An 18,211-nucleotide genomic window follows, 5' to 3' on the forward strand; every position below is an offset into this window, starting at 1 on the left:
CGCGGTCGACATGTATACCTGGCTTCATGGCCTGGCATTCGCTCCGGGCAGGATGATCCGCATTCGCTCGAACTGATCACGCCATGCGCGCTCCGGTCGCGTTGATCGGCCCCCCCGAGCTGATGTCGGGTGAGGATGTCGCCCATGTGCGTTTCCTGCGCTTTTTTCGCCAAAATAGTTCATCGGTGCGTGCGTCGCGTAGCAGGAGTGGCACCATTTGTGCTCGCCGCATGAGACATGCCCGTGTGACCGTATGAGCATGTACTCATATGCAGCTGCTCTGTCACTGCTATGTCACTGCGAGGCCGCACATGTCGCTCAACACGCTTTCGACCGGGAGTGCCGCCGGTCTGTTTCTACCTCTGACGGATGACGCGTCGTCGTCGGAGGCACCCGGATCCGATTCGGCCATGAACGACTCCGATCTATTGCTGGCGATGGACAACCTGTTTTTGCAGCAGATTTATAATCTGATTGCCGCCACCTACGGCAACACGCCAATCAGTGAATCAGGCAGCGACGTTCCGGGGTTGGGCACGCCTTCAGCGGACGATGTGCAAGCCGGCCAGCCGATCGAGAAACGCACGTCCTGGCCGAGCCCATCGACCCCGTTCGATGCCAAGGACATCAAGGGATCCAGACTACCGCCTGCGGTGGATGGCTCATCGGTGACATGGGACGGCGGCACGCTCACCGCATCGGAGCTCCAGATTGTTTCCACACTCAATCAGCACAAGGACAAGATGCCGCTTGAGTTCGCAAAACTCGACGACACGATCAATGACCCGTCCACGCCCGCCGATCTGAAGAGCGCGCTGCAAGGCTTGCAGAAAGATCCGCGCCTGTTCTTTGCCCTCGGCTCGCAGGGCGACGGCAAATGCGGCGGCAAGATCAAGGCCGAGGACTTGTGGGATTTCGCCGACCACCATCAACAGGTCACTGACCTGGGCGGCAAGAATGCCGAGTTCAATCCCAAAAACATCAAGGGAGCGACACCGCCGCCTGCCGCAGAAGGTTCAACGGTGACCTGGGACGGCGGCACGCTCACGCAGCCGCAGCTCGACATCGTCTCCACGCTCAATCAGCATCGCGACATGATGCCCATCGAGTTCGCCAAGCTCGACGAAAAGATCAACGACCCAGCCACGCCGCCGGACATGAAACAAGCGCTGCAAGGCCTGCAGCAGGATCCTGGCCTGTTCTTCGCATTGGCATCCCAGGGGCACGGCAAGCACCACCATGATGACCAGGGCAAGTGCAACGGCACGCTCATTGCCGCCAACCTCTACGACTTTGCCGACCGTCACCCGCAGGTGACCGCGTTGGGTGGCAAGAACGCGACCTACAATCCTGAAAAGATGAAAGGGCGCGACCTGCCGCCGCCGGTGGATGGCTCTTCGGTCACGTGGGATGGCGGGACACTCACCCAGAACGAGCTGGAGATCGTCACCACGCTCGATCGCCACAAGGACAAGCTGCCGGTCGCGTGGGCTGACCTGGATGCGAAGATCAACGATCCGGCGACGCCGCCGGATTTGAAGCAGGCATTGACGGAACTGCAGAAGGATCCGCGGCTGTTCTTCGCCATCGGCTCGCAGGGCGATGGCAAGTGCGGTGGCAAGATCAAGGCCGGTGATCTGAGCAAATTCTCGGCCGGCCACGCGCAGGTTGCGGAATACGCCAACAAGCAAGCCAAGGGCTACACGCAGAACTATGTGGCCTCGGACAGCCCGGACAAGACCCAGCCAACGGTCATGACCGAAAGCGACGCGATGCGCGAGTTCTATCGCTATTCGGACTATCTGCCGAAGGATCTGAACCAAGATGCCTTCAAGCACCTGGTCGAAGGCGACAGCAAGACCCAGAAGTGCCCGCCGCAGGTCATCGCCGCAGCGCAGTATTTTCGTGAGAATCCCGACCAGTGGAAGGCGCTGGCGGGAGACGCGGGTTCGATGAGTACGCCGGATTTTCTGCAGAAATCCGCATCGCAGATGCACCTGACCGCACCGGAATTGAAAACGCTGGACACCATCCACAGCCACCAGGATGCGTTCTTCGGCGATGGCAAGGAGGTGACCTGCGACAAGCTCGACACGATCGCCAAGGACGACAAAGCCGACCCTGCCGTCCGCGATGCCGCCAAACAGCTATTGGGCGACCCGCTGCTGTTCGGCTTGTTGAATAATTCGATCACCGGCTACAAGAAGCCCCACAGCTTCTTCGGCGGTGGCCATGTCGTCGACTCGGGCAAGATCAGCAACAAGGATTTCCAGCAGTTCTACGATCACATGACGGCGGCCAACAAGACCGTCGATAAATCACCCACGCACACGGCCACGTCGCCCGAACAGAAGAAGGCTGTCGCGGACATGTTGATGGGCAAGGCCGATCAACCCGAGATCAAGCAGAAGAAAAAAGACATCGGCACTATCGGCAAGGGCTTACATGAGTTCCTCAAGTGGGACAGCAAGATCATGGACTGGGCTTCGGTCGGCCTGAGTGCGTTGAACGGCATCCCGATCATTGGCGAGATTGCCGATGTTGGAGCGCTGGCATTGGAGAGCGAAGCACAGGCCGCCCAGGTGATCGACACCGCGCTGCAAGGTGGCAACATGAAACTGGCGTGGGAACTCGCAGGCATCAACATGGCCGGGGCGGTGGTGGGTGCCGCCGGTGGACCCTCGGCCAGACTCGCAGCCAAGGGAGTCGCTAAGGGGGTCGCCGAGGGCGCAGCCAAAGGGGTGACCAAGGGCGCAGGCGAGGGGGCGGCCAAGGGTGCAACCGAGGGCGCGGCCAAGGGCGCAGGCGAGGGCGTAGTCAAAGGAGAAGGCAAGGGCGCAACCAAGGGGCAAGAGCGCATTAACGGGTTTAAAGGATATTTGGTAGGCAACGACATTAATCGATCGACCGACATGCTCAAGGCGCCTGTGTTGGCGGGCCTGCATTATGAAGAGGTGCGATTGGATAAAGAGAAGAAAGAAGGCGAAATCCACCAGAAGCTGGAGGACACGGGCGGAATACCGCTGGGGAAACAGATTATCCCGAAGGAAGTTGCGGGCAACTTCGAGGCAGACATGAAGGAAAACCTCAGGAATCTACGGGGCGGTCGGCGTAGGTGATGATCGCTCCTGATCAGCATCTTATTGCGTGAGCGGAAGGGCGATCAGCATGATCGCCCAATTCGTCAGTAGGCCGTTCAACTCAATTCGCAGGTGCATGTGTGTTGGGAACCAAAGCTGTACCAGCTCCAGTCAAGTAGATACGTCGTTTTGTAAGAGCAGACCTGGACACGGCAAGCCACTGCATTAGCAATATCTGGGTCTTGCCGATAGATGCGTTTGGCGGCCTGGTATGCCCAGCGCCGAACGTAAAGATCAGCACGGCCGCACGCATATTCGCTAACGCAAAATTAAACTGGCGATGGTTGGCATCTGTCTGAGCTCGCGCCGACGTGCTTTAGTAGCGCTTGCTTTCCGTCGCGAAGTCGCAGCTGTGTCAGCCTCTGAATCGGCTGCAATTCATGCCGTACTCTAAGCAAGAGCGTATGTGGCGATGTTGCTTTGTCGGCCGTCGTCTAGACGGTCGCAAGGGATATCAGATGTTTGTCCGTTGCAGGAGCTGGTGCAGCCGGCCGTGGTCGAGAAAATAAATTTTAGAACGCAGCGAAATATCAGGAAGCATCAGGCCGGGCTTGTGGCGCGCTTGAGCTGTATTATAGTTAAAATAATAAATACACCGCCCGTACGGGCGGTGTATGAAAGATGATATTTATCTATCTTCGGCGCAAATAAATTGATTAAAAAGTCGGGGTTTCAGCTTTGGAGGCCATCACTGGCTTCTCAAACTATGGGTTTAGAGATGCGGCGGAGATTGCTCGGCCGGCTTCGTGAATTCAACACGCTGCCTTCCCTCCTTGCAGCATGTCATTCACCCATTGCTGGTCTAGGGGGGTAAACCCTCGATTGTCGATTTTTATCGACTTTCCCTGTCATTGCCATTTCGCCGTCTTGGCAAGAAATTGATCGGGATAATCGCTGCCCCGACACGCGATATTGGCCCGGGGATCACAAATATAAATACTTGGTTCCCATTGTGTCATGTCTGCTGGCAGGCCGCCAAAATCTGCACCGATGACTGCAGCAGAATGGTCAGCCTTGAAGTCAATCGTGCGTGCCACAAATCCTTCATCTTCCAGATAAAGTTTTGCCAATGACGAGAGCTCCCCGCAGTTATGTGCTCTTCCTTCCATTGCGACACTGATGAAGTCGGTATCGCTGTCGTATAGCGCTTGCCCCCCTCATTCTTAAAATCTCTCTCTGCGCATTTTCTATGCGATGTGTCTCCACGTCGCCACGTCCACTCCTGGTCTTATTCGATGATTTGAAGTTTGAACTTCGAAGGTAGAATTCATCCCTCACTCGATGCAGGACTTTGGTTACTGCCATCTGCTCGCGTGAAAGAGAAATTCGCGGCCCCCGGAGCGACGAAACCCTAGACGCACTGCGGTTCAAGGCCGCCAGCTCGCCTAAGTGCCCGCCCAACTGATTTGAAGAGGCTATTGCCGTTGCGTTAACCGGCGAGCGGGGAGATGCGCCCTGTGCGTCGGACTGGGCGTAGTTATTCGAAACATAGTCTTGTTTAGAGCAGCAGATACCGACGGATCATAACCTATTTGATTAACGGGGGGTGTTTAGTATGAAGGGTGCTGGCACAGCTCGGTGGGGGATTGCGAAGAATTCATCTTGTGCGCGAGCGGGGGGGGATCTGGGAGGCGTCCGAGAAAGCTGCAGTGAACGCGTTCTCTGAGCTTATTGGTTAATCATAAATCTAGCTTGGAATATTTAAGAAGGATCAAATAGTGAGTGAAATATATTAATTAAGGCTACTTATGGTGCTTGGTGCGAAAATTGAACCTGAAAGTAGTCAAGGCGATCGCACGACGCCCTGGATGCCGGAGAAGGAATGCATTGCCTACTCATCAATGTCCGGGCTTGAGCAAGTGCCCGGAATGAATATCTCCCGCGTGTGCGGTAGTTGCGCGTCTGGCGAAACAGTCAAAATTTCGCGCTTGCTCAAAAAACGCTTGCCCACGGCTGCGCGGAGCATCCGCGTCGTCGCGTTCCCCGCGGTCTTTCAAGCGATTCATCTGCCGCTCCCGCATACATAGGCAGCGTATGACATAGGTCTCGATTGCGCGGCTTCCACCAGACCAACTTCGTGTGCGGCGCGAGTGATTTCGCAGCGTCTTGCCCGGCTTTGCATGGCCAGCCAGACACTGCGCTCCACCGAAATGGTGGATTGGCTACTCATCGCATTTTCCCGGAGAGTTTCAGATGACGCTGGAATCAGGAAATCGCCACGCAGCGAACACCGCGTTTTTCTTCAGCGTTGGCGCCTGCCTCGGGTTGCCTGGCGAGCTCGCGCAACGACTCGGCGGAGGCGAAACCATCCTTGGGCCTGCGGGCATGCTGTGCCGTGTCCACACGCAGATGCAGCAGGGCGAAGTGGCGGCGTTTCCGGAAGTGATCCTGCCGTTGGCCGCACGCGAGCTCGGCGGCGATGAGGTGGTGACGCTGCTGGCGCTGCAGGAACAATTGCTGACCGAATACGGCTGGCGGCTCACGCTCTCGGACCTTGGCCTGCTGTGCGTTTGCCCGCTGTTGCTCGAGCGCACGCCCGATGCCGTGGCCACCGCGCTGGAGCGCGGGCAAGTGGTTGCCCGTGTGGTGCTGGACGCGCTGGTGACGCAGGCCGGTAGCGCGGCCGAGGTGGCCTCATGAAACTCACCAGCAATATCGGGACCGCTTCCAGCAGCCGCGCAACATCTTCTGCGCCCGCATACCCAACGCAGGCCGTGGACACCGTGACCCCGCCACAGACGCGCTCGCCGCCCGGGCCGCTCGCAGGCCTGTCTTCGGGGCCGGTGCTGCGCGGTCGTCGCGCACCGTTATCGCCTCGCGTGACCGCCGGCACGACGCAGGCCGAATCCTCGCATGGCGCATCCCATCGTTCGGAGTCCTCGCAGTCGTCGCATTCTTCCGAGCTGACGGATGCATCGTTTCACAGTGCGCAGGCCGGCCCCACGCCCTCGGTTGTCGATGAGCCGCAGTCACCTGCCGCTGGAACGACCCATGCGCAGCGCAGTGCATCGGCAGCGGCGGAGTTGAAGGCGCAGCTACGTGCACGCCTGGTTGACCTGCCATTTGCGGCTCCCTCGAAGGAGCAGGAGGCACTGCAGGCTGCGTATCTGGAGTGGGCGGACGCGCGCGTGCAGGAACGCATCGCGGCGTTCGGGCCGGATGCCGGATACCAGATCGCCGGCGACATGAAGACAGCAGGTGCAAAGGCGGCCTGGCCGATCGCCTACGAATGTCTCAGGGCCCTCATCATCGGCTCGATGCGCACCCCGTTCGGTCTCGCGGCAGGCGCAGCCTACGACGGCGCGCGTGCGCCCGGATCCGAGACGCTGAGTACGACGACGCTGTCCGGCGCGGTGGCGGGGCTGATGTCCTATACCAGCGATACGTTGCTGATCCCGGCAATGGACAGGCGCGCGCGCGTTGCCAACCTGCCGCGGTTCCAGGCCATCGACCCCAAGATCCTGGTGCCCGATCCGCCACCGGCCCTGTTGGAGATCACTGCCGAGGGCAAGCGTTTCACACGCCCGGGCGAGGGCGACGCACCCACGCTTGCGGAGCTCAAGGCGCAGACCTACGACCTCCGCCAGGGCATCACCCAGCGGCAATCGACCCTGGACGACAAGTCCCTGGACACCTTGCTGCTCAAGCCGACGATCAACGCGGGATTCAACGCGGCGCGGCGAATCTCCGACGACCCGGGCACGCGCACGCCGGCCGGCCAACTGGGGTTGAGCGCACTCGCCATTGGCGGGGCAGGGGTGGTGCAGAAGGCGATGCTCGAAACCGGCAAGGCGGTGGCGCGTACCGGCCAGATGCGCGTGCCCGACCTGCTTGGCGGACAGCAGCGGCTGAATCTGTTTTCGCTGGCATTGCCGGACAAGACGCGTCGGCCGGCGCAATGGTCCGACGCTGTGCGTTTTCCCCCCAACTATCTGCTGGAGACCGGGAAAGAAGGCCTGGCGTTGGCCAGGCAAGCCTTGAGCACCACCAACGCGGTTACCACTGCGCTACGCGATGTGCTGGGCCGTCACATGCTCAGCAACTTGCTGGCCAACTTCGCCTCGCTCGGGGCAGGCCGCCTGATCGCCGCGCCCTTGCGTGGTGGCAATGCAAACGGCAGCGTTGCAGGCGAAGCCGCCAACTCCACCGCTACGGTCGTACAACAGGCGGTGCAGACCTTGTTCAACGATACGGTCTGGAATGCGCTCAAGGCCAAGAACGGCGCCAACACCACCCAGGCGACGCGGCTTGATCAGCAGCGTGCCGTCAGAGCGGCCAGCCATCAACGCACCATCGCCCGTACGCTTCAGTCATTGGCCGAGCCGATCAGCGAGGCGATCGCGATGTTTGCGCCGACACAGGCGCAGATTGCGCGCGCCCTGGAGGAGGGGCAGCCGCTTGCGCCTGCACCGGGGCCGCAGGCGGTCAGATTGCATGATGCCCTGGAGAAACTCCGCACGGAGATCGACACGCAGTCCGTCTCGATTGCGACCATCGACACCGTGCGCGATGAGCTGCACGCCGGGCAGGCGGCGATGTTCAGCGGCGTACCGCGCAACAACCTGACCGAGACCCTGGACACCGGGTTGACGACGCTCAGGCATGCATTGCACGAGAGCGAGGCGCTTCGCTAGTGGGAAAATGGCCGGCCGTGAGTGGTCGATGCTGCTGTTGATCCAATCGCGCGGCATGCAGCAACGACAGGCGTCACCACGGTCACGCCTGTCGTTTGTTGTCGGTCCTGCTGCGCGCCATGCGCTCGCGGGAACTGGCGATGTCGTTGCATCGCCGTGCATTCCAGGTGGCCAGCACCGGTTGGCGTTTGCGGGTTCGGCTGGCACGGTCGGCCATATGGGCCTGCAGTTGTACCCCGTTGCCATTGACCAGACAGGGTGCGCATCGGGATCCCCCATATCCTGCTCGCGTGCGTGAATCGACGCGCCAGGCGCAGGGAGTCAACAGTCGGTGTATCGGTATGCGGCCATTTCGACACCACCCAATGCCGATGCCCGGCAGATGCGGCAACGCCATGCATCTGCCGGGCAGGATCGACGCGTAGCGCCGCTGCAGGCTGCGATCAGCCGCTGTAGGCCTTGTAGCCGATACGTGTCGCGCCGTTGGCCTGGGACGCGTTGGGGGCAATCACCTCATTGGGCGCATCGGTCTTCAGGTTCGCCAGCTTCACCGTTGCGCCGGGCGCGTCGGTACGGAACACCGCTTCCTTGACCTGATTGAACTCGCAATTCTCGACCTGAAGATTGGTGTCGATATCGGTATGCCCACCGTTGGTGCGGAAGACCTTGCTGGCACCCTCGACGGTGTCGCCCGACATCACCACGTCGGCAGCGCCGTTGTCCTGCACGACCTTGTCTGCGGCGTTCTTGAACGTGCAATTGATGATCTCGACCTTCGGCCGGCCGCTGACCTCCGGGCTGCAGCCGGCAATCCCTGCATCATGCTCGCGGTTGCCCTGGCCATCGATGGTGACCGCATCCTCGCTGACGTCTTCGTTGACGCAATTGACCATCTTGCCGCTGCCCATGAAATGCACGCCGTCGCCGCCGCCGGTCATGTTGACGTTGCAGAGGCTGCCGCCGTCCTCGACCACGAACAGCGGTTGCTGATGCTCGTCCTGGTTGCCTTTGCCCAGGGAAGGGCCGCCGACGTACAGCTGGTTCTTGCCGTCGAACACCTCGCCCTTGTGCACCACGATGGGCTTGTTCTGGACGCCGGGCGGCGCGGTGACGACCTTGCCGGGAGGAAGGGGCGCCTGCGTGCCGTTGGGGCCGGGCGTGACCGGCTGACCGCTGTTGGGTGGCGATACCGGTTGACCTGGGCTGGTGGGCGATGCGCCGTTGCCGGCTGCTGTCCCGCTGGTGCTTCCGTTACCTTTGTTGTTGCCGCCATTGCCGCCATTGCCGCCATTGCCGCCATTGCTGCCGCTGCCGTGCTGCCCGCCGGCGTTGGTGGAAGCGGGCGGGCCCGAGGGCGGCAGCGAGGGTGTCGGAGTGGGATTGGTCGGTGGCTGGCCGTCGCTGGATGGCTGATCCTGTGGATGCAGCATGTCGCTGAGCATGCGTTGCATGCAGTACGCCAGCATGCTCATGATCACCGCGGTGAGGGCCTGCTGCTGCGATAGCGAGAACGAGGACGGCTGTAAGCTCGCAGTGGTGTGTGAGGGGATGGCGAGGTTCATTGGCGAGTGTCCTTGCGAGAGATGAAGGGCGGAAGAAATCCTGCGAGAGGGATAACGGCGCGATAGCGTGGCGGTGACACGGCGCAGCGGATACGCAAGGCTCCGACAGTGTGCTGCCGGGTCGTGCCTGTCTCGCGGCAAGCATCAGCCTGCAGGCAAGGTCGAGCACCTTACGCGCGTAGCCACAGATAGTTTCCCGTTGCGATTCCTTCGAACATGTCGTCGTGTGCAATGAAGATGTTGTTGTTCCAGTAACGGCCATGCTCGGCGTAGTGGGCGAGCAGATCGCAGATCCATGCGCCGTCGACGTCGTCGTCCAGCGGCACGCGTACGATCAGGACGATCACGCCGGCATCGTTCAATCCCAGTTGCGCCTGGTCCTGTGCGTACACCGACAGGTTGGCTTCCAGCAACAGCCGGAACACCGTCAGGGTGCGCCCCGCCGGAGCAAGGCCGTAGGAGATGCGTAGATACAGCGCTTCTTCTTCCGGCGCTTGCTGTGCTTCATCGTCGGTCTGGGCTGCAGGCATGTGCAGATAGACTTCAAACCCGTCTACCCAGAGCACACGACTGTTGAGCACCGCCTGCACATCCGGCAGCTCCAGTGCTTCGCACATCTGCTGAACGATCGCTTCGAATCGGGCGCTGCTCATCCGTCATGCAACCTGACGCAGGGCCGCATACCGGCCCCGCGTCATGTCAAAAGCCGTTACTGACCGACCAGGCTTTTTGCATTGTCGCCGGCCTTGCCGATGAACTTGTTGAGCGCCACGTTGAAGTCGAGATCGTTCTTGAGCATGGTGATCTTGTTGTTCATGCGCTTTTGATCCTCGTCCGAGGCGGTGAGGTCGCCGAGCAGCGAGTCAATCTGCCCGCTCGCCCCATGCGTTGCCGCGGCACCGGACATTCCATTTGAAACGCCTCCGGTAAAGCCGTCAACGCCCTGGCTGAAGCGCGAGTGCAATGAACTCATTTCGGGAAGTAAAGCCATACGAAGACTCCTTAGCAGTTGATTAAAGCGGGGGCGCCTGCCGGCGCGTTTTACCTGGTCGAGGCGACCAGGGAAATCGATGGTCAAGGCATGCCGGCAACATGCGCGACGATGTCGCGCGCGGCGTTGATGCCGTCGTGCAAGACAGTGAAATCGTTGCGCGCGGCCTGATCGCTCGCTGCAGACCAGTGCACACGGATCTGTTGCGCTGTCGTATGCAGCGCTGCCTCGACGTTGCGCAGTCGCTCGCCGGAGACATCCAGCGCCTTGGTCTGCAAGATCTTGCTCATATCCTGGGTGACCGTGTCTGTCATGGCATCGAACATGGTGCGGTTCTCATGGCGCCGCTTGCTGCGGCAGGGAAGTCAGGTGCTTGGTGCCGTCCGGTGTCTCCACGTAATTCAGTCCTTCCACCAACAGGGCGGCATCGTAGTTCGAAGGCGGTTTTACCGACGGGTCCTGCTGGGTGATGTCCACATGCAGCTTGCGGATCTCCGGGCCCAGATCGCTGCGCAGGTCGGCGATCCGCCGGATTGCACGCTCTGCGTTGTCGCTGTCGCCGGCAATGGAAAACACGCCTTGACCGTCGTAGCGAACGTTCAGGTCGCGGTCCGCCAGGGTGTCGCGCAGGATGGCCAGCACCTCATCCACCACCACCACATCGACCGTGACGGCATGTTGATACCGATGCAGTTGTGCACGCAGGCGCGCCGCATCCGCGCTGCTCGCCACCAGGCCCTCGACCCGCACGCGCGGGCCGACCTGCTCCACGCGCGCTTCGCGCAAGCCGAGCCGTTTCAGCACGGACCGGATCTGGTTGAGCTGGTTGTCCTGGCTGCGCGCCGGAGCGGCATCGGAGAGAAACGCCGGCAGCAGGGAGGGCAGCAGCGCAGCGGCGGCCAGCGCTAGCATGGCGCCCACCACTGCGCGCATCGCAGTGCGCCTGGACCTGGGTGGCGGAGGTGTTGCCGGCGTTGCGGCTGGAGACAGCAACCGCTCCAGTAGTGCCACATCATCTGGCCAAGCGGCCGCGGCCTCGCCGATGCACAGCACCAACGGACCAAACCGCATTGGATGCAGCGCAACAAACGGTGTCGTTGGCAACGTGTCGCTGCGATAACGAACTTGACCATCTGCATCCACCTCGATGATGAGCGGGCAATCAGGCCAGTCTTCGATCCGGATCTCGGCCTGGGGATCGGCGCCCAACGTATAGCTGCCTGGCTGCAAATCTAATCGCGCGCCGGCGTGTATTCCCGTCAGTATGCGAAGTTGCATGGTCATGCACGAATCCCCTGAGCGGCCCAGTCTTGGTGTTCCATCAGTAGCGTGTTCAAACGCGTGACGCCACGCGCACAATCAGCGGGTCTGCGCGGTCTTCCCGCGCTGATCAGCATCAGCGGCAGCAGCAGGTTGTAGCTACGCAGTGCTGGTGTGGGCTCCGGTTGCGCGTGCACCATCTCCACCAAGCGTTTGCGCAAGGTGTCCATGCTTTCGGCAAAGCTGCCCGCCTGGCCGGATTGCAGGTGCTCGCGCATCAACATCCAGACCATGGTGGTCAGCGATGCGGCAACCGGATGGGCAATGCCGATGTCACGCAACTCCACGAACGCAGCGGTGAGGGCCTGCCGTCTGAGCGTCTGGTCGGCGGCGCGCGTTGCCGCATAGCGATCGATGACTGCCTGGACACCCACACGCACATCCTCGTCCCGGTGGACCGGCGAGGCGCTTGGCCACGTCTCTGCCTGCGGATCGCCGGCGTGTGCGCGAGCGCCGGCGCCATGCTGATCGTCCTGGCCTTGCCCCTGTTCCTGCGGCTGAGCGATTGCGATGCTGACCCGGCCGCGTAGCGCCGAGACACGTGCTGCCTCGGCGTCTTCCAGTTCGGTGGCGTCGAGCTCGTCGTCCATGCCATCCAGCGACCGCATGCCGCGTCGCCGCCTGCGCGGTGGAGCGGGGCGCAGACGCGGTGCATGATGTGGCGTGTCCGCCAGCGGCTGTGCGCCAGCGGCCGGCGCATCGGCATGGTGGTGCGATGCGCCGGGCGCGCTCGGCAGCGACGGCGGCACAGCACCTGGCGAAATGCGCCGGATCATGGAAAGGCCGCCTGCATTAACGCCTGGCCGAACTGCATGATCGCCGAGGCGCCCCACGGCGCGGTGATTGCAATGGCCGCCACCACCACCACCAGCTTGAGCGCGAACGAAATCGAGGCATCCTGCAACGACATCACTGCCTGGATGAAGGCGATCAGCAAGCCAGCCAGCGCGGCGACGCCGACCACCGGCAAGGACACCTTGAGGCATAGCAACAAGGCTTCGGAGGTGAATCGCACCAGATCATCATGGTCCATGGCGTCACCGATAACTCAAGACCAGGCCGTGGATCAGCATGGACCAGCCATCCAGCGCCACGAACAACAGCAGCTTGAACGGAATGGCCACGTTGGTCGGCGTCACCTGCGACAGACCCATTGCCATCAACGCATTGGCCACTACCAGATCGATCACGATGAAGACCAGATACAGCAGGAAGCCGATGCGGAACGCCTCGGTCAGCTCGCTGAGCGTGAATGCCGGTGCCAAGACGAGAAGATCGTCCGGCTTGAGCGTGTCGGCCTTGTCCTTGGGCCAGATCTGCTGCGCCGAACGAATGAAGAAGGCTTTCTCGCGCTCGCGCGTGTGCTTGAGCAGGAACTGCCGGAACGGTTCGCGGCAGGCGTCGAGCAGCACCACCACGCGGCTGTTGTCGGCACCGGGGCTGTAGTTCTGCGCGGCCTTGAACGCCTCCATGCCCACCGGCGCCATCACGAAGCACGACACCAGCAACGCGACGCCGTTGAGGACCATGTTCGGCGGCACCTGCTGCACACCGATGGCATTGCGCAGCAAGCCGAGCACCACCACGATCTTGGTGTAGGAGGTGACCACCATCGCTGCGAAGGGCAGCAAGCCCAGCATGATGACCACCAGCAGCAGCGAGCCGACATCAGGCATCTGCATGCGCGGTCTCCGACATGCTGAGGATCTGCACGCCGAGATGTTCGCCCACCGCCAGCAGCCGGCCGATGCCGATGGTCTGGCCGTAGACGACCAGACGGACGTCGGCCTGATCCACCGGCACCGACAGTTCGAGGATCTGGCCGGGCTGCAGGCCCGACAGCACCGACACAGACAGTGCAAGTTGGTCCACTTCCAGGTGGACAGGCAGTTCCAGTGCCGCCACATCGGTGGTGGACGATGTGGCATCGAGCTCGGGCATATCGTGCTGCATGGCGGGAGCGGTCTCCAGAATTATCTGTTGCAGGTTCAGGGCCACCGGAGCGCGCAACACCGCGCCTCCAGGGATGCCCCAGAGCAGCTCGCCGTTGCGCACGGGAGCCGGGGCGAGCGCGTGCAGCAGCACATCGCCCGGGCGCAGCGCTTGCAGCAGCGTCGCCGTCGCCGTGCGCTGGCCGATGCGCAGGCGCGTGCTCAGCCGCAGTGCGCCCAGCCAGGCCGGCAGCGGCGATGGCGTTGCCAGCGCAGCGACAGCCGTTTGCAGCGCGGCAAGCAGCATTGGGCTGGCGGTCTCTGCGATCGCGTCGATGCCGCCCAGGGTGATGCCGACCTCCAGGCGATCGGCTGCGTCCGCACAACGCTCGAGCGCGACGACCTCGGCAGTGCCCAGCCCGAGCGCTGCGAAGGCGTGCAGGAAATCGTTCAACAGCACGCCGGCGATCGCCGCACGCAGGGCGTCGTCGGCTTCGTTCAACAGCGGCGCCAGGCCGCCGCGTGCGGCGATCCGCAACTCCAGGCTGCCGCTATCGAACTGCAGCTGCAGGCGCGCCGCTTCCGCCGCCCGGATGCCACGACGTTGCGCGGTGAAGCCACACCGCTGCACGGCACGCGCATCGCACAGCACCCTGCCAAGCTGCGCGCGTGCGGCGGGTACGTGGGTCAGCGCTTGCGACAAGTCGCGTGTCGGTGACGTCGGGCTCGGCTCGGTTGACAAAGCGGGGTCCCTGGTTATGGCTGTGCTGCTGCGTGTGCGCTAGACGACCTCGATGCTGATCTGAAGCGCGCCGCTGAGCGCGGCCTTCAATGCGGTATCCAGACGCTTTCTTCCATTGCAAAGTACCTCGCGCGTCTCGGGCGAGCCGCTGTCGAAGCGAAGCGATAGCTGGTCTGGCGAAAGCCGCAACAACAGCGTGGTCTGCGGCAGGATGTCGTGGTTGATCTCCAGCCACGCCTCCCAGATTCCTGCGCCGCGCACCGGCGTGGCATTGCAGAACTCGGCCACCCGCAGTGCGATGTGGTGGATAGCCATCTGCGCGCGTTGGGTGCGGATCCACTCGGCGGCGATCTGCCGACCCAGCGCGTCGCTGTTCTCGCCTCGAGCGATCTGTCCACGATGACCGTCATCCAGACAGGCTGGAGCGCCTGGCAGCCGCGCGGCGTCGTGATCGTCGCGGGCTGCATCCGCCGCTTCGGGCAGCGGCGCAGCGTCGTCTCCATCCTCAGGCGACACCATGTCCGGCAATCCGGGCAGCAAGCTGCCCAGGCGTCGGCGCAGTTGCATGAAGCTGACACGCTGCGTCGCACGCCCCGGTGTGGGCGCTGCGGGCGGCTGCAGCGGTTTACCGGTGACAGGCAGGATGCGCACGTGGCGAACCGGTGGCTTGCGCATCAGGCCACCACTCTGCCAATCGGCTGCAGCTGCACCTCTGCGCCCAGTTCCTGGAACGAATACACCTCCAGCCAGTTCAGCCGCGCCTCGATCATGCGGCGGACATAACGCCGCACGTCCATCGATGCAACCACTGCCAGTGGATGCCGCGCCTGATCTTCGACGATGCGTTCCACCTGCTCGACCAGCTGATTGGCCTGCTCCGGTGGCAGCGCCAGGAAATTGCCTGCCGGCGTGGCGCGAATCGACTGCCGGATCAACTGTTCCACCGCGTGGTCGAGCATCACCGCAGGCAGCTGCCCGGTGCCTGCGGTGGCCGTATGCGCCAGATAGCGGCCGAGATCGCAGCGCACATACTCGGTCAGCATCAGCAGATCCTTTTCCTTCGGTCCCCACACCACCAGGCTCTCCAGGATGCTTTTGATGTTGCGCACCGGGATGCGTTCTTCCAGCAGCCGGCGCAAGACATCGGCGATGCGCTGCGCGGGCATGGCCTTGTTGACCTCTGCCACCAGCCCGGGATAGTCCGCGCTCACCTGTTCCAGCATCCACTGCGTTTCCTGGATGCCGACGAACAGATGCGCGCGTGCACGCAGCGGTGCGATGGCCTGTTGGGCCAGCGCTTTCTGCAGGTCCGCGGTATCGCTCAACGTGTTGCGGGTTTCCGGGACGTCGTGAATCAGCACTTCGTACTGCAGGTCCTGCAGGGAGTCGCTCTGCCAGATCGCGATCCCCGGAAACGGCAGGCCCAGCAGTTCCACCAGTTGCCGGCGCTCGCTCTCGATCGCCTGGTCCAGCAGCGCCGGGTCGAGCTGCGCAGCCAATTGCGGCGACAGCCGCATCGACAGGGGTGAGGCAAAATCCGGCGCGCTCTTGCGGATGTGCGGCGCATCGCCCTTGGCCCCCTTGCGGCTGGTCGATGGCAGCGTGTGCTGATCGCTGCCGCTGAGATCGCGTTGCTTGCGCCAGATCGTATAGCCGCCTGCGCCCACGGCCGCCGCCAGCAGCAGGAACAGCAGCGCAGGAAATCCCGGAACGAACGCAAAGCAGGCGAGCAGCACGCTCGCCGCCAGCAAGGCGCGCGCATTGCCGGTGAGCTGGCGGCCGATCTCGAGCCCGAGCGAGCTGATCCTGGCCTCGTTCTCGTTGGCGACGCGGGTGATCATCACGCCGGCCGCCACCGAGATCAGCAGCGAGGCGATCTGCGACACCATCGCATCGCCCACCGACAGGATCGCAAAGCGGTTGGCCGCCTCGCCTGCGCTCATGGCGTGGTAGGTCACGCCCACCACGATGCCGGCCAGGATGTTCACCATGGTGATCACCAGGCCGGCGATGGCGTCGCCCTTGACGAATTTCATCGCGCCATCCATGCCGCCGTGCAGCTGACTCTCGATGGCCAGCCGCGCGCGTTTGCTGCGTGCTTCGTCCGCGCTGAGGTTGCCGCCGCGCAGGTCGGCATCGATGCTCATCTGCTTGCCGGGCATCGCGTCCAGGGTGAAGCGCGCACCCACTTCGGCAACGCGCTCGGAGCCCTTGGCGATCACGATGAACTGCACCGTGGTGATGATCAGGAACACCACCAGGCCCACCACCAGGTTGCCGCCGACCACCAGCTCGCCGAAGCTCTCGATGATGTGGCCGGCCTCGGCATGTAGCAGGATCGATTTTGTCGATGCGATGTTCAACGACAGCCGCAGCAGCGTGGTGAACAGCAGCAACGAGGGAAACGAGGACAGCGAGATCGAGTCGGGGACATACATCGTGACCATCAGCAGCACCACGCTGAGGGTGATATTGATGCCCAGCAGCGTGTCGATCAGCGGGGTGGGCAACGGCAGGATCATCAGGCCGATGACCGCCACCACCAGGGCGGCGATCGCCACTTCACCGGTGTATGAGAAATAGCGTGTCAGGCGCATGCCATCTCCTAGCAGGGCAGCGGACCGCTGCCGTCATCGTTGTCGCGGCCCAGCGCATCGACCCAGCGCAGCACCACCGCCACCGTTTCGAACAGCGCTTCAGGCACCGCCTCGCCCAGTTCGACCTGATGCAGCGCACGCGCCAATGGCGGGTTTGCCACGATCGGAATGCCCTGGTTGTGCGCATAGGCACGCAGTTCCAGCGCACCGTCGTCCACGCCCTTGGCAACCACTTGCGGCAGACCGAAGCCGTCCGGTTCGTAGGCGAGCGCGACGGCGTAATGGGTCGGGTTGACCACCATCACCTTGGCCTTGGCAACGCGCTCGCGTGGGTCGCCGAAGACCAGTTCCTTGGCGAATTCCTTGCGCTTTCCCTTCAGTTCCGGGTCGCCTTCGCTCTCCTTGTGTTCGCGCTTCTGCTCGTCCTTGCTCATGCGCTTGTCACGAATGAACAGCCAATGCTGCACGCTCCAATCTGCCGCGCCGACCAGCACGAACACCAGGACCGCCAGGGCGCACAGAATGCCCAGCGCACGCCAGCAGATCTGGGCGATGTAGGGCGTCGGCTCGTAGACGAGCCCGATGATCGTCGGCATCAGTGCGCGAAGGCCGTACCACAGCACCACGCCGATCACCGCGGCCTTGATGCCCAGCTTCATCAGGTCGATGAAATTCTTCAACGAAAAAATTTTCTTGAAGCCGTTCACGGGGTTGAGCGAATCGAACTTGGGCGTGACCGGTTTGAGCGAGGCATTGAGCCCGGTCTGCAGAAAGGTGCCGATCAATCCGGCGGCCAGGCAGGCCGCCACGAAGGGCAGCGTCAGCAGCACTGCCTGGATGCCGATGCGACCGAGCGCACGCTGCAAGGCGGTGGCATCGCGCGTATTGGCGCTGAAATCGAGACCGATCGACATCAATGCACGCAGGTGTTCGACAAAATAGCTGCCTGCCAGCTTCATCACCAACAGCGCAGCCAGCAGCACCGCGGCGGCAGTGACATCCGGGCTGATCGGGACTTCCCCATCCCTGCGCGCATCCTGCAGTTTCTTTTCGGTCGGCTTCTCGGTCTTCTCATCCGACATGGCGATCTCCAGCCGCTGTTGCTGCGCGCCGATTCTGGTCGAGCCATCGCCAGGCGATCCGCTTCCAGGGCGAACGTGTGCATGGCTGGACGAAGCACGCGGTGTTTGTTCGCGATGGTGTTCCGATGTTCGCTTCTGAAAAGCCTTGGTTGGCGCCGACGCGTACGTTACGCACGCATGCTGTCCACAGCCATTGAATGACGAGGTGCGGT

The 18,211-nt window shown here is 62.5% G+C and carries 17 protein-coding genes; 3 read left to right on the top strand and 14 right to left on the bottom strand.

The annotated features are described in order from the left end of the window. Window positions 1-311 precede the first annotated feature (311 nt). Entirely contained in the window at window positions 312-3,119 is a 2,808-nt protein-coding gene (locus XARJCFBP2528_RS08525; protein ID WP_026064084.1) for an HrpF/NolX family T3SS translocon protein, read from the top strand. An 869-nt stretch (window positions 3,120-3,988) separates the two neighbouring features. Here XARJCFBP2528_RS08525 and XARJCFBP2528_RS23320 read toward each other — a convergent pair. Further along, on the bottom strand, window positions 3,989-4,210 hold the full coding sequence (locus tag XARJCFBP2528_RS23320) for a hypothetical protein (protein WP_144422070.1): 222 nt from the start codon (window positions 4,208-4,210) through the stop codon (window positions 3,989-3,991). 1,123 nt (window positions 4,211-5,333) lie between these two features. On the opposite strand from XARJCFBP2528_RS23320, the gene hap3 reads away from it, so the two are divergent. Both hap3 and xopF1 read left to right on the top strand, forming a co-directional pair. Beyond that, window positions 5,334-5,780: an Hpa3 family type III secretion system protein gene (gene hap3, locus XARJCFBP2528_RS08530; RefSeq protein ID WP_080591310.1), complete on the top strand. Its 447-nt coding sequence runs from the start codon at window positions 5,334-5,336 to the stop codon at window positions 5,778-5,780. Then, a complete protein-coding gene (gene xopF1, locus XARJCFBP2528_RS23690; RefSeq protein ID WP_026064085.1) occupies window positions 5,777-7,774 on the top strand; it encodes a type III secretion system effector XopF1 in 1,998 nt (665 codons plus the stop codon). Before hap3 ends, xopF1 begins: the two co-directional genes overlap by 4 nt. An 82-nt stretch (window positions 7,775-7,856) precedes the next feature. Here xopF1 and XARJCFBP2528_RS24270 read toward each other — a convergent pair whose 3' ends face one another. The 13 genes from XARJCFBP2528_RS24270 to sctU all read right to left on the bottom strand — a co-directional run bounded on the left by XARJCFBP2528_RS24270 (window position 7,857) and on the right by sctU (window position 17,999). Continuing rightward, entirely contained in the window at window positions 7,857-7,991 is a 135-nt protein-coding gene (locus XARJCFBP2528_RS24270) for a hypothetical protein (RefSeq protein ID WP_016901406.1), read from the bottom strand. A 226-nt stretch (window positions 7,992-8,217) separates the two neighbouring features. Beyond that, complete coding sequence (locus XARJCFBP2528_RS08540) at window positions 8,218-9,336, bottom strand: pectate lyase (RefSeq protein ID WP_016901407.1); 1,119 nt, start codon at window positions 9,334-9,336, stop codon at window positions 8,218-8,220. A gap of 170 nt (window positions 9,337-9,506) precedes the next feature. Continuing rightward, window positions 9,507-9,989 carry a CesT family type III secretion system chaperone gene (locus XARJCFBP2528_RS08545; RefSeq protein WP_016901409.1) on the bottom strand — a complete coding sequence of 161 codons (483 nt, stop codon included), beginning with the start codon at window positions 9,987-9,989 and terminating at the stop codon, window positions 9,507-9,509. A 56-nt stretch (window positions 9,990-10,045) separates the two neighbouring features. After that, complete coding sequence (gene hrpE, locus XARJCFBP2528_RS22285) at window positions 10,046-10,327, bottom strand: HrpE family protein (RefSeq protein ID WP_080591312.1); 282 nt, start codon at window positions 10,325-10,327, stop codon at window positions 10,046-10,048. A gap of 83 nt (window positions 10,328-10,410) precedes the next feature. Continuing rightward, window positions 10,411-10,653, bottom strand: a complete 243-nt coding sequence (gene hrpD6 / locus XARJCFBP2528_RS08555; protein WP_016901411.1) for an Hrp regulator HrpD6 — start codon at window positions 10,651-10,653, stop codon at window positions 10,411-10,413. 10 nt (window positions 10,654-10,663) lie between these two features. Then, window positions 10,664-11,611: an HrpD5 family protein gene (gene hrpD5, locus XARJCFBP2528_RS08560; RefSeq protein ID WP_026064088.1), complete on the bottom strand. Its 948-nt coding sequence runs from the start codon at window positions 11,609-11,611 to the stop codon at window positions 10,664-10,666. Next, window positions 11,608-12,423 carry a hypothetical protein gene (locus tag XARJCFBP2528_RS08565; protein WP_016901414.1) on the bottom strand — a complete coding sequence of 272 codons (816 nt, stop codon included), beginning with the start codon at window positions 12,421-12,423 and terminating at the stop codon, window positions 11,608-11,610. Before XARJCFBP2528_RS08565 ends, hrpD5 begins: the two co-directional genes overlap by 4 nt. Continuing rightward, window positions 12,420-12,680: a type III secretion system export apparatus subunit SctS gene (sctS, locus tag XARJCFBP2528_RS08570; RefSeq protein WP_016901415.1), complete on the bottom strand. Its 261-nt coding sequence runs from the start codon at window positions 12,678-12,680 to the stop codon at window positions 12,420-12,422. The genes XARJCFBP2528_RS08565 and sctS overlap by 4 nt, the downstream gene beginning before the upstream one ends. 4 nt (window positions 12,681-12,684) lie before the next feature. Continuing rightward, the gene (gene sctR / locus XARJCFBP2528_RS08575; RefSeq protein WP_006451038.1) at window positions 12,685-13,329 is read right to left on the bottom strand and encodes a type III secretion system export apparatus subunit SctR; all 645 of its coding nucleotides are present in this window, start codon (window positions 13,327-13,329) and stop codon (window positions 12,685-12,687) included. Beyond that, window positions 13,316-14,269 (bottom strand): type III secretion system cytoplasmic ring protein SctQ, encoded by a 954-nt coding sequence (gene sctQ, locus XARJCFBP2528_RS08580; protein ID WP_080591315.1) that lies wholly within the window; start codon window positions 14,267-14,269, stop codon window positions 13,316-13,318. The genes sctR and sctQ overlap by 14 nt, the downstream gene beginning before the upstream one ends. 90 nt (window positions 14,270-14,359) lie before the next feature. Next, complete coding sequence (gene sctP, locus XARJCFBP2528_RS08585; protein WP_016901417.1) at window positions 14,360-14,995, bottom strand: type III secretion system protein SctP; 636 nt, start codon at window positions 14,993-14,995, stop codon at window positions 14,360-14,362. Further along, the gene (locus tag XARJCFBP2528_RS08590; RefSeq protein WP_016901418.1) at window positions 14,995-16,917 is read right to left on the bottom strand and encodes an FHIPEP family type III secretion protein; all 1,923 of its coding nucleotides are present in this window, start codon (window positions 16,915-16,917) and stop codon (window positions 14,995-14,997) included. The genes sctP and XARJCFBP2528_RS08590 overlap by 1 nt, the downstream gene beginning before the upstream one ends. 8 nt (window positions 16,918-16,925) lie before the next feature. Continuing rightward, window positions 16,926-17,999 (bottom strand): type III secretion system export apparatus subunit SctU, encoded by a 1,074-nt coding sequence (sctU, locus tag XARJCFBP2528_RS08595; protein ID WP_047124584.1) that lies wholly within the window; start codon window positions 17,997-17,999, stop codon window positions 16,926-16,928. Window positions 18,000-18,211 lie beyond the last annotated feature (212 nt).

Source organism: Xanthomonas arboricola pv. juglandis (genome assembly GCF_001013475.1).
Classification (GTDB): Bacteria; Pseudomonadota; Gammaproteobacteria; order Xanthomonadales; family Xanthomonadaceae; genus Xanthomonas; species Xanthomonas arboricola.